This window comes from Paraburkholderia bryophila (assembly GCF_003269035.1).
GTDB lineage: Bacteria > Pseudomonadota > Gammaproteobacteria > Burkholderiales > Burkholderiaceae > Paraburkholderia > Paraburkholderia bryophila.
This window is the reverse complement of record NZ_QLTK01000048.1, coordinates 18,618-34,594: the sequence shown is the minus strand read 5'-3', so window position 1 is coordinate 34,594 and position 15,977 is coordinate 18,618. Positions and strand designations below refer to the sequence as shown.

The window sequence follows — 15,977 nt, the reverse complement described above, 5'->3', positions numbered from 1 at the left end:
AAGGCTTCAGCCACTTCGTTGCCTCCATAGCTGCTCCGGTTGCTTCCGGCTGGAGCATTTGCCGGGCGGGGCTTGCACCCGCTGGAAAGCGCCACTTTTTCACGGCGCACACCCGTTGCGGCCATTCAACTTACTCCGCAGCGGACCTTGCTTATTGATTGCAAGGACGCGAAGAATCGCCGAAAGCAGCAACGCTCGATTTATTCCGAAGAATATGAGAGGGATGAGGACAACTCGCGGTGAGCATTCGCCTGAGCGAGCAACGTATTCGCCTTGCCCTCAAGGGCCTCGACAGCGTCCGCGCCTGCGGCGAACCGCGCTGGAGGCTCATCCTGTGCGGTCAGCTCCACGAGCGTTACGGCAAGCTTGGCAGGATCGCCCCCTTGCTTGCCGTTCATACCCTTCCACGCGGCCACGGTCTCAGCGGTGCGCGAGGCGTAGTCTTCGATCGAAAGCTCTGCATAGGTTGTTGAGTCTGCGCTCAGGAGATCTGTTCGGAAAAACCCCGGCTCTACCAGCATAGTGCGAATGCCAAAGGGAGCGATTTCCTGTGCCAGCGACTCCATCCATCCTTCAATGCCAAACTTCGCAGCAGCATACGCGCTGCAGAAGCCGAGGCCCGTAATCCCAGCCACCGATGAGAGCGTGACCACGAGGCCAGAGCGCTGCTTGCGCATCACCGGCAACACGGCTCTCGTAACATTCATCGGACCGAACAGCAGTGTTTCCATCTGGCTAAGAACCTGGCCTGGGCTAAGCTCCTCGAAGAAACCACCGTAGAAGTTGCCGGCATTGTTGACCAGGACGTCGATGCGCCCGAACTTTTGAACGGCAGATTCGACGGCGGCATTGGCGTCGGCCGGACTGGTCACGTCAAGGGGCGCAATCAACAGATTGTCATGATCGCCGATAGCGTTCCTTACCTTTTGAACATCGCGGCCAGTCGCCACAACGTAGTGACCGGCTACCATCGCAGCCTTGACAATCTCTACGCCCATGCCGCGCCCGGCGCCGGTGACAAGCCAAACTTTCCTGGTATTCATTGCACTGATCCTTTTGTGTGTTTGATGCCGAACCGAAACTCAGGCATCGGGACAGGGAATTCAATTCGACTGGTCCAGTGTCGCGCGTATGAGCTCGGGAAGGTTGCCGAAAACGCCGTGCTTCTTGCCTAAACTGACGAAATACGCGCAAAACTTCGAGGATGCCACCGTGTTGAAGTAAAGTGACTTCAACTTATTGGCGGGGGAGATTTCGCATGAATAATCGGGCTTCCGATCCGTTCAGTGTGCCAAAGGTCCGCATGGACGGCCTCGCGCAAGCGATTGCGCGCTTTGCCCAGTCTGACGGCGACTACGCCACGGTGATATCAGCCCTTTCCCTTCACCGCAGAAAGAGGCCAACGGAGCCATTGCATTGCATCTTCAGTCTAGGGTTGGGCGTAGTTGCACAAGGTCATAAACAAGCGTTGATAGGAACGGAGGTAGTGAACTACGGCCCCGGCCAGTCGATGCTGGTGAGCATCGACCTGCCAGTGATCTCACACGTCACCGGCGGTAGTGCTGAAGAGCCAATGCTCGGCCTGATGCTCACGCTGGACAACAGCCAGATTGCGAAGACAGCCGCGGAAATGCAATTGCCGGATCCACCTCGAACACCCGCTTTCACGCCCATCACGATCGAAACGCTCGATGCCGCGATGGTTGACGTACTTGTTCGCCTGATCGAACTGCTGGATCAACCGGTTTTGGCTTCACAACTAGCGCCGCTGTATCAACAGGAGATAGTCGTCCGACTCCTCGCTGGCCCGCATGGACCTCAACTGCGGCACCTTGCAGCCAATGGATCACCGAGCCAACAAATCGCAAGGGCGGTTGCGTGGCTGAAGCAGAATTTTTCGAAGGATATGCGGGTAAATGAGTTGGCCGCTCACGCACACATGAGTCCCTCGACGTTCCGTCAGCACTTCAGAAGCATCACCGGAACAAGTCCGTTGCAATACCAAAAGCAGCTGCGGTTGCAGGAAGCGCGGCAGCTGATGCTCAGCTTGGGTGTCGATGCGGGAATCGCCGCGATGCAAGTCGGCTACGAAAGCGCCTCGCAGTTCAGTCGCGAGTACAGTCGGCTGTTCGGCGCGCCTCCACAGCAGGATGTGAAGCGGTTGCGCCTACAGTAATGTGCTTGTTTGTAAATTGCAGGATGCAATTGTTGACGATCTCGCACGTGCTCTCGAACTGCCGAAGGTGGCCGACAACCGCCTATCCGCAAGCCCCCCCCACCTACCGATTCCCCGGCACCGCCGCCATCCCATCCAGCAGCGCCTGATGAAACGCCTGCGGATCCTGCATCTGCGGCGCGTGCCCCAACTCCGCGAATTCAACCAGCGTCGCATGCGGAATCGCCTTCGCCGCCGCCCTGCCCAACTCCGGATAGTGACCAAGCTTCGCGCGCACCTCAGGCGGCGCGGCATCCTTACCAATGGCAGTCGTATCTTTCTGCCCGATCAGCAGCAGCGTCGGCATACTCAACTGCCCCAACTCGTACACCACCGGCTGCGTGTAAATCATGTCGTACAACAAAGCCGAATTCCACGCGACGATCTGCTTGCCCGGCCCCCGATACATACCCGCCAGCATCTGCACCCACGGCTCGTAATCGGCGCGCCAGTGACCCGCGTAATAGGTGGACTGCTCGTAGCGGCGAATGCCGTCCGCGGTCGTTTTCAGCTCCCGTTCATACCATTGATCCACCGACAGCGACGGCACGCCCTTCGCCTTCCAGTCCTCCAGACCGATCGGGTTCACCAGCACCAGTTGCTGCGTCTCGCGCGGATACATCAGCGCATAGCGGATCGCCAGCATGCCGCCGGTCGAATGACCGATCACGGTCGCGTCGCCGACGCCAAGCGAGGCCAGCAGCGCATGCGTATTGCGCGCGAGTTGCTGGAAGCTGTATTGGTAACGCTCGGGCTTGCTCGATTTGCAGAAGCCGATCTGGTCCGGCGCGATCACGCGATAACCGGCGTCGCTCAGGCGCCGGATCGTCGCGTCCCACGTCGCCGCGCAGAAGTTCTTGCCGTGCAGCAACACCGCCGTACGGCCGTTCGGATTGGCCGGCTTGATATCCATGTACGCCATCTGCAACGCCACGCCTTGCGACATGAAGTCGAATCGCTCGACCGGCGCGGGATAGTTGAAGCCCTGAAGTTCGGGACCGTAGGCGGGACCGGCGTTGTCGGCGGCAATGGAGGCGGCGGCCGCCGCGCCCGCCACCGGGCTGGCTTGAACACCCTGAACGGCTTGCGTTGGCGCCGCGGCAGCGCCCGGAGCGTCGGCGGCGCTGGCCGTCGCGGCGGTCGAAGCGCTCGAACCCGTCGAAGCAGCCAACACGGCGGACGCCGCCGTCAACGCACAAACGCTCAACATGGCGAGCAGGGAACGGCGGGGAAAACTCATCGGGATATTTTGCAAACTGAAAGTAACGGGAAGCATCGCGGTCGACGCCTCAGGCAAGCCACCCACCGAACCGCGGCCGCGAGCGCACGATTCTACGACGCGCTACCGGACTCTGCACCCTGACGCGCAGGCTACCGCAGCCAGCGGGCAAACCGACCGCAAGACAACCGGCGTGGGGTATGAGCGAAGCCTCAAGCCAGACCGCAAACGAAGCAAAAGACGGCGCACACCGAGATGGCACACATATTGCGCCCCACCACCTCACGCTCTATGTGTCGTGCCGCACGGAGCGGCTTCGTGCAAGGGTTGATCGTGCGCAACAGGGCCGGGTGGCGAGCCTCCGCACAATTCAGACTACGCGCTCGCGGCCAATCGGTGCTAGAACTAGCTGACGGGTCCGCGAAGACGCCGCCGCCCGGCAGCACCAATCATCAGCGCGGAGAACAAGCGACCAAACATCCGGGACATACCAACCAGCAACCATCTTGCATACGACCGGAGCGAGCACAACGAGACCTGGGGAAGCGTCAACGCGCCGACCCGGAGCCCGCACGCCAGATCCGGTCGACAAAGGAGACAGACATGGACACTCCGGCACGGCTGAACGATCTGCAACGTACCACCCTCGCCATCGTCCTCGCGGGCGGACGGGGCACGCGGCTTGGGCCGCTCACCAATAAACGCGTCAAGCCGGCGGTGCACTTCGGCGGTAAGTACCGGATCATCGACTTCGCGTTGTCCAACTGTCTGAACTCCGGCATCCGCCGCATCGCGGTGGTGACGCAATACAAGGCGCACTCGCTGCTGCGCCATCTGCAGCGCGGCTGGAGCTTCCTGCGCGGCGAATTCGGCGAGTTCATCGACCTGTGGCCGGCGCAACAACGCGTGGAAGGCGCTCACTGGTATCGCGGCACGGCGGACGCCGTATTCCAGAACCTCGACATCATCCGCTCGATCCGGCCGAAGTACGTGGTGGTGCTGGCGGGCGACCACATCTACAAGATGGACTACACGCGCATGATCGCCGACCACGCGGAAAGCGGCGCGGATTGCACGGTCGGCTGTATCGAGGTGCCGCGCATGGACGCGGTGGCCTTCGGCGTGATGGCCGTGGACGAAAACCGCCGCGTGACCGGCTTTGTCGAAAAGCCCGCCGATCCGCCCGCCATGCCCGGCCGGCCGGACGTCGCGCTCGCCAGCATGGGCATCTACGTGTTCAACGCGGACTATCTGTACTCGCTGCTCGAAGAGAACATTTCCAGCATCGAAACGGATCACGACTTCGGCAAGGACATCCTGCCGCGCGTCGTCACGCAAGGCACGGCGATCGCGCATCCGTTCAGCATGTCGTGCGTGTCGTCGGACCCTAAGGTCGAGCCGTACTGGCGCGACGTCGGCACGATCGACGCCTACTGGGCCGCCAACCTCGACCTCGCCTCCACGATCCCGACGCTCGACCTGTACGACCGTAGCTGGCCGATCTGGACGTATCAGGAACAGTTGCCGCCCGCCAAGTTCGTGCGCGACATGAAGGGGCTGCAAGGCACGGGCAACAATCTGCTGGTGTGCGGCGGCTGCGTGATTTCGGGGTCGCAGATCTCGCGCTCGGTGTTGTCGTCGAATGTCAAAGTGAGTTCATTCTGTAACATCAGTGAGGCAGTCTTGTTGCCACAGGTGACCGTCGGCGCGAGCTGCCGGCTGCAGAAGGTGGTGATCGACCGCGGTTGCGCGATTCCGGACGGCACGGTGATCGGCGAAGATCCCGCGAGCGACGCCGAACGCTTCTACCGTACCGACGACGGCGTCGTGCTGGTCACGCCCGAGGCGCTGCGGCAGAAGGTGAAGTAAGGCCGCCGGGGTCGCCGCCGGCGGCCCCCGAATTGCCCGTGATGTGCCCCCAAGCCGACAGGCCGGACGCACCGCATTCCCTCACCGCAACGAGACAAAGGCCTATGACGATACGCGCCCTGCACGTCGCAAGCGAGCTGTATCCCCTCCTCAAAACAGGCGGTCTCGCCGACGTCGCGGGCGCTTTGCCGCCCGCGCTGATCGAGCGCGGCGCCGATGTGCGGGTACTGCTGCCGGGCTTTCCCGCAGTGGTCGCCGGGCTCGCCGACCTGCAACCGGTGGCGCGCCTGGGCCGCCGCTTCGACGCCCCGGACGTCACGCTGGAACGCGGCACCCTGCCCTCGAACGGTCTGATCGTCTACGTGATCCGCGCCAGCACGCTGTACGACCGGCCCGGCAACCCCTATCTGAACGACGAGCACGTACCGTACGGCGACAACGCGCTGCGCTTCGCGCTGCTCGGCTGGGTCGCCGCCCAACTGGCGCAGCGCCTCGACCCGGCATGGACGCCGCAGATCGTCCACGCGCACGACTGGCATGCCGGACTCGCGCCCGCCTATCTGAAAGCGGCCGAGCGCCAGTCGGGCCGGCCGCTCGCGCGTTGCGTGTTTACCGTGCACAACCTCGCGTATCAGGGCGTGTTTCCGGCGCAGCAGTTCGCGCAGCTCGGCTTGCCGGACGATTTTTTCACGATGCACGGCATCGAGTTTTATGGGCAGTTGTCGTTCCTCAAAGCCGGGCTTTACTACACCGACCGCATCACGACCGTCAGTCCGACGTACGCACGCGAAATCCAGACGCTGGCGCAGGGCGGCGGTCTGGACGGACTGCTGCGTCATCGCTCGCACGATCTGAGCGGGATTCTGAACGGCGTCGACTATGCCGTATGGAACCCCGCCAGCGACACCTTGCTCGACTCGCACTACAACGCCACGCGCCTCGCCGGCAAGCTGAGCTGCAAGGAAGCGCTGCAAAAGCGCTTCGGCCTCGCGCAGAAAAGCGACGCGCTGCTGTTCGGCGTGGTGAGCCGCCTCACCGAACAGAAAGGCCTCGACCTGCTGCTCGAAGCGGTGCCGGAAATCGTCAAACGCGGCGGCCAGCTGGTGGTGTTCGGCACGGGCGATCCGGCGCTCGAAAACGGCCTGAAGCGGGCCGCGCACGCGCATCCGGAAGCGGTCGCGGTGGAACTCGGGTTCGACGAAACGCTCGCGCATACGATCGTCGCGGGCAGCGACGTGATCGCGGTGCCGTCGCGTTTCGAACCCTGCGGCCTGACCCAGCTCTACGCGCTGGCCTACGGCTCGCTGCCGCTGGTGCACTGCGTGGGCGGACTCGCAGACACGGTGGTCGACGCATCGCTCGAAAATCTCGCCGACGACCTCGCCACCGGTTTCGTGTTCGAACGGTTCGAGCCGAAAGGCATCGGCAGCGCGATCCGCCGCGCGTTCGCGCTATACGACCGCCGCACCGAATGGAAGGCCACGCAGCGGCGCGCCATGCGCCAGGACTTCGGCTGGGGGGCCTCGGCCGAGCGCTATCTGGCGTTGTATCGCGAGCTCACCTGAGCGGATGTCGGCACGCGCGCCTGGCCGGCGCGCCTTCAACCGCCCTTGCGCATCTTTCGGCAAGCCGCCATCCGTCTGATGGTTCGGCGCAACAACCACAGGGCCGGATCGACTCGCGCGCGGCAAACTCATGTATTGTTGCCTGACCATGCAAGGCATGCAGTTTTCTTGCATGATCTGAAGCAGTCCCGCCGCACGAGGCGTCCGGCTCCTGCCGGATCACGCCGAGGCGTTGCACCTTCCCGTTTCCACTGATCGCGCACGAGCGCTTGCGCGGGCCACACCATGACGAAAAACGTTCTGAGCATCCAGTCCCATGTCGTGTTTGGGCACGCCGGCAACAGCGCGGCCGAATTCCCGATCCGCCGCCTCGGCGTCAACGTCTGGCCGCTCAATACCGTGCAGTTCTCCAACCACACGCAATACGGCCATTGGACCGGCGGTGCGATCGAGGCCGCGCAAATGGAAGAGCTGGTCGAAGGCATCGGCGCGATCGGCATGCTGCCGCGTTGCGACGCGGTGCTGTCCGGCTATCTCGGCACTCCCGAGCAGGCCCAGTCGGTACTGGAAATCGTCAAGGCCGTGAAGGCCGCCAATCCGCGCGCCTGGTACTTCTGCGATCCGGTGATGGGCGCGGCGAGCGGCTGCAAGGTCGAGCCGGGCATCCAGGAGTTTCTGGTGCGCACCATGCCGGCCATGGCCGACGCGATGGCGCCGAATCATACCGAGCTGCAACGTCTCGCGGGCCGCGAGATCGAGACGCTCGAAGAAGCGGTGACCGCCTGCCGCGAGCTGATCGCGCGTGGGCCGAAGCTGGTGCTGGTCAAACATCTGCTCGACCGCAACAGCCCGGCCGACCGCTTCAACATGCTGGTCGTCACCGAACGCGAGGCATGGATGGGCCAGCGTCCGCTCTACCCGTTCGCGCGTCAACCGGTCGGCGTCGGCGATCTGACGAGCGCGGTGTTCGTCGCGCGCACGCTGCTGGGCGATTCGATTCGCGCGGCGTTCGAACACACGCTGGCCGCCGTGAATGCGGTGGTCAAGGCGACCTGGCAAGCCGGGCGTTACGAGCTGGAACTGGTGGCCGCGCAGAACGAAATCGCGCAGCCGCGCGAGTGGTTCGATGCGTGGGTGGCGGACAGCGCTTAAGTCGCCGCGCGGCGTCTCACGTCCTCTCACGCCTATAATGCTTGCCGCGTGGACGAGGCATCACGGCATGCCCTCGCCCATCGCCACTTTTCAGGCATCAGGCATTCAGCAGACGAGGCATCGATGGACGGCTATATCCGCAGCGAGCGGGAAGAATATTTTGAGCAGTTGTGCGTCAGCGTCGACGCCGACGAAACCCACGAACAGGAAGCGATCGAGTTCTTCGAGAACCAGTTCGATCAGGCCGACTTCGATCCCGCGCAGTGGCTCGACATTGCGCTGTACTACTCGCCGGCCGTGGCACGCGGCATCATCGACATGGTGACGCCCGACGATCGCGCCCGCAGCAACATCGCCGAAGTCATCGCGGACAACCTCGACATCTCCTACGGCGAGGACGAATGCCAGCAGTTCGCCGAGACCATCGAGTTCGCGCTGAACAACGGCGTGCCGGTGGATATCGACCTCGTGCTCGACGGCTGCCAGCGCGCGATCGACGACCTCGACACATGGGCCGACGACGACACCAAGGCGCCGCTGCTGCGTCTGCGCGAAGAGTTGCTGCGCGAGCAAGGCGAGCACTAAACATCCGCTCCACAGCCGGCGCGCTCGCGCCGGCTTCTTAAGCATGTGCCGCAATCCGCATCCATGAGCCCGCGCCGACAGGCCGCCAGCGTATGCGCTGCGGGCCCTATGCCGAAATGCTCATTCAAAGTGCCTCGAACTGCCAAGACGACGTCAATTTGGCTTTCTATATTCGCGCCAGATTAACCGGCGTGTGGCAGCGACTGCGCGTATTCCAGCATTGTTTATGGCGACCGATCATTCGTAGTCTTGCGATGTGCGCCATGCCTTACCCTGCTTGCGCGCCGATCCAGCGTTACCGCCTTGCCGCTTTCACACACCCTGAAACTGTCGATGGAAAGGAGAGAGAGACCATGAGTCTTCGCACTACGCTGAAACCACTCGCATTGATCGCCGGCGCCCTGTTCGCACTCGCGCCGCTGGCCGGTTCCGCCGACCAGACGGTGAAGATCGGCTTCGCCGCGCCGATGACGGGCGCCAACGCCGGCTACGGCAAGGACCTCGAAAACGGCGTGCGGCTCGCCATCGAGGAAGCCAACGCGCAGAAGATCAAGATCGGCGACCAGGTCACGCAATTCCAGCTCGTCTCCGAGGACGACCAGGCCGACCCGCGCATCGGCGTGCAGGCCGCGCAGAAGCTGGTGGATTCGGGCGTCTCGGCGGTGGTGGGCCACTTCAATTCGGGTACCACGATTCCCGCCTCGCAAATTTATGAACAGGCCGGCATTCCGGTGATCGACCCGGCCGCCACCAACCCGATCATCACCGGGCGCGGCTTCGCGAACACCTTCATGGTGATTTCCACCGACGCGCAGAACGCCGGCAACGCGGGCGTCTACGCCGTCGAAGTCACCAAGGCCAAGCGCATCGCGATCGTCGACGACCGGACCGCGTTCGGCCAGGGCGAGGCCGACGAGTTCGAGAAGGCGGTGAAAGCGCACGGCGGCACCATCGTGACGCGCGAGTACACCGACAACAAGGCGGTCGACTTCAGTACGCAGATCACCAAGATCAAATCGACCAATGCCGATCTGGTGTTCTTCGGCGGCCTGGACACGCAGGCGGCCGGCTTCGCGAAGCGGATGAAGCAGTTGAGCCTGAACGCTCAACTGGTGGGCGGCGGCGGCGTGATGGACGAGGACTTCATCAAGCTCGCCGGCGACGCGGCGGAAGGCGCCCAGGCTTGGGAATACGGGCGGCCGCTGGCGCAGTTGCCGGGCGGCAAGGACTTCTCCGCGAAGTTCAAGAAGCGCTTCGGGGTGGATATCCTGTCGTACGCACCGTTCGGTTACGACGGCGCGTGGGCTGCGATCAAAGCCATGCAGCAGGCCAAATCGAACACGCCGAATGTGTATCGCCCGGTGCTGAAGGCGATCGATTTCGACGGCGTGACCGGCAAGATCTCGTTCGATAGCACGGGCGCATTGAAGAGCGGGTCGTCGACGCTCTATCAGGTCAAGAACGGCGCGTGGGTACCCATCGTGACCAAGAGCGGCGGCTGAGGTTTCGGCCTGCTTTAAGGACCTGAAAAACGGGTTGGCGCCGCGTGGCTTCACGCGGTGCCAACCCCGTGGCGCGAGCGCCGTTATTTCGACGTTTATTTTGAGTTCGCCACCTTGACCACCAGCTCGGCGTCGAGGTCCCGCTCGATTCGCACGAGGTCGTCTTTCAGCGCGGCGAATTCGTCGGCGGTACACATCTGATGCTCGAAGGCGGCTCGCAGTTGCCGCCGGACCTGCAACACGCGCGTCGACGGATCGAAAATATAGCGGGATGTGAACGTCAAAAACCGGTCCTGCACCGACGTATCCACCGGCACATCCGTCACGCGGACAAAGCGCGGCAGGGTCATTTCCAGCGTCTCGTCGAACGCGCCGCCCAGGCAGGCCCATGGCTGCGTTCTCGCCGGCTCCGCCAGCCACGCCTGCACCTGCGAGCTCATGCCGCCCGACAGACTCGTCAACGCCGGCACCGCCGTGGTCCCGTCCGACCAGACGAAGTGCGCCACGCGGCCCTCCATCGAGGTGGCGAACGGTCCGTGCGTGGCGCTGACGTCGTCCGTACGTAATTGCGCCGTGCCGTGCAGCCCCGTCATCAACAGCCGGTTCGCGGCGATCAGTTGGGTGCGCTGCCGCGTCGCGCGCCGGAACGTGTTGCGCTCGAGCTCCGCCGTGTAGCCCGTGTCCTCGACGCGGTAGGCGTAAGTCGCCGAGCCTTGTTCGTCGACCTCGATCTGCAGACGCGCCTGGCGCTCGCGCACCTGCGTGGCCGGCGTGCGCGACAGCACGCCGGCGTCGACCAGCAGCACCGGCCGGTCCATCACGCTCGGCGGCAGATAACCGAACGCCACACCGCCCGCCGTGGTATCCGCGTACAACGCCAGCTCGGGAATCCACACGATCGCGTGATTGATCGCGCTGCTGCCGTAGCCCGGCACGGCCGGCAAGCTGTAGTACGGCCCGAGGTTGAGCAGCACCGCCTCGCTGCGAATCCCCACCGCCGCCAGCAACGCGCCGTACAGCGCGACGTGGTCCTTGCAGTCGCCGTAACGGTTATGCAGGATGTCGATCGCCTTGTGCGGAATCGCCGCCGTCTCGCCGAGAAACAACGCCACGTAGCGAATATTCAGACGCATCCAGTCGTACAGAATGCGGGCTTTGTCGCGCGGATCGGCGGTGCCCGCAGTTAGCTCCTGCGCCAGCCGGACGATCGCGGGGTCGTTCATGGTGGCGTCGAGCGCGGGCCCGCGGTAGCGCGCCGCAAAGCTCGCGAAGTCCGGCACCGTCGACACCATCAGCCGGTCGCCCCAGTTCGCGTAACCCACCGCGCCCGCTTCGAGCGGCGCGTAAGGCCCGTGCCGGTAGTCGAATTCGTAGCGGGTGCGACCCTTGGCCGTGACCGGCGGCAACGCGGTGTAGCCGCGCGCGTCGGCATAGAGCGGCACGTCGGCGGGCAGGTCGAAGATCAGACGTTGCAGCTCGACGGGGTCGCGCGTCGGCTCGACCAGATACGCGAACGTGCCGGCCTGCAGAGGCTTCGTGCGGGTCTTGCGAAACGCCAGATGCACACGCGAGCCGGGTTCCACGCCAGGGAAAATCACCGTGCGCAACACGCCGTCCTCGAAACTCGGCGCGCCGGCCGAGCGCGGCTCCTGCACGTCGCGGATCGCCTCGGGGCCGACCGGATGCGCAACGCCGTTCGGGTCGAGCGTTTCGGCGGCCAGCAATTGCACCTGCTCGATGTCCTTGTTGAACCACACATAGCGTTGCGCGATGTCGTCGACGCCGCTCGTGGTATTGGCACGCAGGATCGTGTCGTCGTGCTCTTCGATCGAGCCGTCTTTCTGGATCGTGAACAGATGGACGTCGCGCTCCATCGTCGAGGGCGCAAGGTCGTCGGCGGACGAGGCGGCGGTCTCGTCGGCGAATGCGCCGACCATGCACGCACCGCTCAACGTCAACATGGCGGCGACGCGGATCAACCCGGCGCGGCGCGCGCGGAGGCGACGTGAGCGGCTGCCTTGGAGGCTATCTGAGTGACTGCCTGAGAGGCTGTGTGATTGGCTGCCTGAGCGACTGCCTAAGCGCCGACCTATGTGCCGACCTGAGCGCCGACCTGATAGCCGCCCAAAAACCCGACCGGCCGTCACTCGCCTTCGCCAATTTGCGCCAGCAACGCCTGCAGGCGCTCCACATGCCGCAACAGCAAATGGCGATGCTTCTCGATCTGCTCCAGCCGTCCGGCAAGATCGGCCTGGATCGGATCGTCGAGATCGGCGGCGGCGATCACGTCCTCCACTTTCGCGCGCAAGGCCGTCAGTTCGACCGGCGCATGGCTTAAGTGCCGCTCGAAACGCCGCACGTCCTGGATCGCCAGATCGCGCACCTTGCGTAGATGCAATTGGCGCCGGTGGGCTTCGGCGTCGAGCGTTTCTTCCTCGACGCGTTTGGCCGCCGCCGGCTGGCCGAAAATCGGTTCCGGCGGCCGCAGCACGGTCTTTTTCCGCACCGGATGCGCGGTGCCGCGAAAGCGTGCGAGCGGCTGTTCGTTGTCGATCGCTTCGCGCGCAGCGGGCGGAATGTCCTGCTCGACATGCGGCGCGTTCATCCAGCCGTTCGGCAAACCCGTGACCGCTTCGATCCCGCGCACGAATTCCTCGCTGAATTCGCGCTGGCCGGACAACATCAGTTTCAGATAGCTCGCGGAGAAGGTCATCATGCGCGCGAGACGGGTCGCCGCACCGACCTCGCGGGTCAACAGCACCAGGTTCGCTCGCCAGACCGGGAGCAGCAATTCGTCGGAATCTTCCATCGCTGGGTCTTCCATCTTATGGCCCGATGTGGGGATGCCGCGTTTGCACGCGTCATCGTTTTGAAAGGGTAGTCGCTGTGCGGCGCGCGGAGCAATCCCTGTGTTACATCGCATGCCGCACGGCGTTGTGGAAATTACACGTCATGTCGCGTCATCGCGCTGTGAACGCTGTGAGCCGCCACAGCTAACGGCTTGCGGCCGGAGCCGTTATTCATTGACCGACGGATTCATCACGCGTTCATACGCCCGTCGCGCAGGGTGTGGCATGCTAAGGACTCGTTGCGGCACGCGTCGTGCTGCAGTGATAGCGCCACCACTTGAATTAAGGATTTTGTAATGAAGAAATTTGTCCTCTCCGTTGCCGCCGCCGTCGCAGCCTTGAGCGCGATCGCTCCCGCACAGGCTTACGAGCATCATCCGGTCTGCCACAAAGTACGCGTCCATCATCATTGGGAAAAGCGCTGCCACTAACGGCGTCCGGCGCCCCGGCGGCGCACGTGCATCGATGAAGCCCCGTCACGAGCGGGGCTTTTTTTATGCCGCGGAATGCATGACAGCGCAAACGCGGCCGTGACGTCGCCATCGGCGACGCCCTATACGTTCTGCGCGAAAACGGCAGCATGCAATCACGGACACATGCTGTTACACCTTCGAGGTATGCGCCGACGCGGACATGACAGCGATGCAAGGCATCGCGTCATGAACCGCGTGGAGAAGGAAGAAGTGTTTGAATCGCGGGTGCGATGCGTGTGTTACATCGAGCGTCAAGCCGAGCGTCACGCCGCCTTGACGTGGTCCAGCGCGGTCGTCACGAGTGCTTCGAGCAAGGGCTCGATCTTCGCGGCGAGCGTTTCGTCATACGCATACGGCATCTGCTCCTGCATATACGTGATCTGCGACAACTCGAGTTGCACCGCGTGCACATCTTGCAAGGGCTGCCCGTAATGACGCGTGATATAGCCGCCCTTGAAACGTCCATTGGCGATCGCCGAATAGCCGCCGTGCCGCTCGACCACGGCAGCCAATGCCTCGGCCAATCCCGCCGCCGCGCTCGCGCCGTTCGAGGAGCCGAAATTGAAATCCGGCAAGCGACCTTCGAAGAAACGCGGCACGTGCGAGCGGATCGAATGCGCTTCCCACAGCAACACCTTGCCATGCTGCGCTTTCAGCGCGGCCAGTTCGTTCGTCAGCGCGTCGTGATACGGCTGCCAGTAAGTCTCGCGACGACAGGCGATTTCGGCGTCGGTGGGCAGATGGCCGTCGAGATACAAAGGCTCCTTGTCGAACGTATCGACCGGCAGCAAGCCCGTGGTGTCCTGGCCCGGATACAGATTCGCGCCGTCAGGCGGGCGGTTCAGGTCGATCACATAGCGCGCGTATGACGGCGTGAGAATCGACGCGCCCATGCGCTTCGCGAACGCATACAAGCGGTCCAGGTGCCAGTCGCAATCGTCGGTACGTTGCGCGACCGGCGTCATCGTCGCGGCGATATCGGCCGGGATTTGCGTGCCCATGTGCGGGATCGAGATCAGCAACGGCAAGCTGCCTCGATGCAGCGAGACAACCGGCGGAGTGTTCAATGCAGTCATGTCAGTCCGGAATCGATGAGAGGGATGATTCGCGACAGTGTGCCAGTCATTTGAGCAGATCGGCGAGCGCCACGCGATAGCGCGCGTAAGCGCCCTCTTCGTCGCGATGCCGGCGGTTCTCGACCACCTGCACGCCGCCCGCATAGACGTCGCGCACCGGCGTTTCGCCATGCTCGCAGAATACAACGCCCGACAGCCATGCGCCCGGCGCATGTTCGGCGATGCTCGCGTGGTCCGCGTCGAGCACCAGCCAGTCCGCGCGACGGCCTGCCTGCAATGCGCCGACCGCGCGGCCCGTGGCCTGCGCGCCGCCGTCGAGCGCGGCGTCGAACAAACGGTCTGCCACATGCGTGGACTGCGCTGACGCCAGCACGTTGCGTTGCCGGCGCGTCAAACGCTGGCCGTATTCGAGCAGACGCAATTCCGCACGCCAGTCGACGCCGATATGGCTGTCCGAGCCGATGCCGATGCGGCCTTGCGCGTTCAGGTACTCTTGCGCCGGGAACAGGCCATCGCCGAGATTCGCCTCGGTGGTCAGACACAAACCGGCTACCGCACCGCTTTTCGCGAGCGCGAGCGTTTCGTTCGCATCGACATGCGTCGCGTGCACGAGGCACCAGCGACTGTCGACATCGAAGCGATCCAGCAGCCATTGCACCGGGCGCGCACCTTCGGTTTCGACGCACGCGTCGACCTCGGCGGTCTGTTCGGCGATGTGGATGTGAACCGGTGCGTTCGCATCGATCCCGCCGAGTAACGTACGCAGCGAATCCGCCGAAACCGCGCGCAACGAATGCGGCGCCACGCCGTAGCGCAACGCCGCGCTTTCAGGACGTGCTGCGCGCAACGTGCCGAGCAGATCGAGCAGACTCTCCGGCGTATTGATGAAGCGCTGCTGATCCTCGCGCGGCGCGCGCGAGCCGAAGCCGCTGTACTGGTACAGCACCGGCAGCATCGTCATGCCGATGCCGCTCGCCGACGCCGCGTCCACCACGCGTTGCGCGAGTTCAGCGTGATTCGCGTAGGGGCTGCCGTCCGTCGTGTGATGCACGTAGTGAAACTCGCACACCGACGTATAACCCGCCTTCAGCATTTCGATGTACAGCCACTGCGCGACCGCGGCGAGGCCCTCCGGCGTGATGCGGGCGGCGAAGCGGTACATCAGGTCGCGCCAGCTCCAGAAGTTGTCGGTGGCACCTGCGCCAGATGCGGCGCGATATTCGGTGAGGCCCGCCATCGCGCGCTGGAATGCGTGCGAATGCAGGTTCGGCATGCCAGGCAGCACCGGACCGACGGCTTGGCGCACGCCGGCAGGTACAGCCGAGGTATCCGGTGTGACTGCCGTCAGCGTGCCGCTTGCGTCCCACTCCAGCAACACGTTGCGGTGCCAACCATCCGGCAGGTACGCGTGCTCGGCGAACAGCGATTGATTTACTTGTGTCATCTCTCAGGCCCTGGCTCAATTCACGCGC

The 15,977-nt window shown here is 63.8% G+C and carries 13 protein-coding genes; 7 read left to right on the top strand and 6 right to left on the bottom strand.

Annotated elements, in window-relative coordinates; genetic code table 11:
- Nucleotides 1-200: 200 nt before the first annotated feature.
- Nucleotides 201-1,043 (bottom strand): SDR family oxidoreductase, encoded by an 843-nt coding sequence (locus BX591_RS34630; protein WP_111935806.1) that lies wholly within the window; start codon nucleotides 1,041-1,043, stop codon nucleotides 201-203.
- A 215-nt stretch (nucleotides 1,044-1,258) separates the two neighbouring features.
- On the opposite strand from BX591_RS34630, the gene BX591_RS34625 reads away from it, so the two are divergent.
- Nucleotides 1,259-2,176 carry an AraC family transcriptional regulator gene (locus tag BX591_RS34625; protein ID WP_111935805.1) on the top strand — a complete coding sequence of 306 codons (918 nt, stop codon included), beginning with the start codon at nucleotides 1,259-1,261 and terminating at the stop codon, nucleotides 2,174-2,176.
- Nucleotides 2,177-2,279: 103 nt separating this feature from the next.
- Here BX591_RS34625 and BX591_RS34620 read toward each other — a convergent pair whose 3' ends face one another.
- The gene (locus BX591_RS34620; protein WP_111935804.1) at nucleotides 2,280-3,455 is read right to left on the bottom strand and encodes an alpha/beta fold hydrolase; all 1,176 of its coding nucleotides are present in this window, start codon (nucleotides 3,453-3,455) and stop codon (nucleotides 2,280-2,282) included.
- Nucleotides 3,456-4,037: 582 nt separating this feature from the next.
- Between BX591_RS34620 and glgC the strand changes: the two genes are divergently transcribed.
- The 5 genes from glgC (at nucleotide 4,038) to BX591_RS34595 (ending at nucleotide 10,107) form a co-directional block, all read left to right on the top strand.
- Nucleotides 4,038-5,303, top strand: coding sequence for a glucose-1-phosphate adenylyltransferase (gene glgC, locus BX591_RS34615; protein ID WP_111935803.1), 1,266 nt, complete (start codon nucleotides 4,038-4,040; stop codon nucleotides 5,301-5,303).
- 104 nt (nucleotides 5,304-5,407) lie between these two features.
- Entirely contained in the window at nucleotides 5,408-6,868 is a 1,461-nt protein-coding gene (glgA, locus tag BX591_RS34610) for a glycogen synthase GlgA (RefSeq protein WP_111935802.1), read from the top strand.
- 285 nt (nucleotides 6,869-7,153) lie between these two features.
- Nucleotides 7,154-8,020: a pyridoxal kinase PdxY gene (gene pdxY / locus BX591_RS34605; RefSeq protein WP_111935801.1), complete on the top strand. Its 867-nt coding sequence runs from the start codon at nucleotides 7,154-7,156 to the stop codon at nucleotides 8,018-8,020.
- A 123-nt stretch (nucleotides 8,021-8,143) separates the two neighbouring features.
- A complete protein-coding gene (locus BX591_RS34600; protein ID WP_111935800.1) occupies nucleotides 8,144-8,605 on the top strand; it encodes a hypothetical protein in 462 nt (153 codons plus the stop codon).
- A 353-nt stretch (nucleotides 8,606-8,958) separates the two neighbouring features.
- Nucleotides 8,959-10,107 (top strand): branched-chain amino acid ABC transporter substrate-binding protein, encoded by a 1,149-nt coding sequence (locus BX591_RS34595; RefSeq protein WP_111935799.1) that lies wholly within the window; start codon nucleotides 8,959-8,961, stop codon nucleotides 10,105-10,107.
- Between the two features lie 95 nt (nucleotides 10,108-10,202).
- Here BX591_RS34595 and BX591_RS34590 read toward each other — a convergent pair whose 3' ends face one another.
- On the bottom strand, nucleotides 10,203-12,068 hold the full coding sequence (locus BX591_RS34590; RefSeq protein ID WP_111935798.1) for a DUF3857 domain-containing transglutaminase family protein: 1,866 nt from the start codon (nucleotides 12,066-12,068) through the stop codon (nucleotides 10,203-10,205).
- A gap of 182 nt (nucleotides 12,069-12,250) precedes the next feature.
- Nucleotides 12,251-12,916, bottom strand: a complete 666-nt coding sequence (locus BX591_RS34585) for a hypothetical protein (protein WP_111935797.1) — start codon at nucleotides 12,914-12,916, stop codon at nucleotides 12,251-12,253.
- Between the two features lie 336 nt (nucleotides 12,917-13,252).
- Here BX591_RS34585 and BX591_RS37210 point away from each other — a divergent pair, with 336 nt between their 5' ends.
- A complete protein-coding gene (locus BX591_RS37210; protein WP_276330796.1) occupies nucleotides 13,253-13,387 on the top strand; it encodes a hypothetical protein in 135 nt (44 codons plus the stop codon).
- 305 nt (nucleotides 13,388-13,692) lie between these two features.
- On the opposite strand, the gene hutG is transcribed toward BX591_RS37210, so the two are convergent.
- Entirely contained in the window at nucleotides 13,693-14,505 is an 813-nt protein-coding gene (hutG, locus tag BX591_RS34580) for an N-formylglutamate deformylase (protein ID WP_111935796.1), read from the bottom strand.
- A gap of 46 nt (nucleotides 14,506-14,551) precedes the next feature.
- Nucleotides 14,552-15,949, bottom strand: coding sequence for a formimidoylglutamate deiminase (locus tag BX591_RS34575; RefSeq protein WP_111935795.1), 1,398 nt, complete (start codon nucleotides 15,947-15,949; stop codon nucleotides 14,552-14,554).
- Between the last annotated feature and the right edge of the window lie 28 nt (nucleotides 15,950-15,977).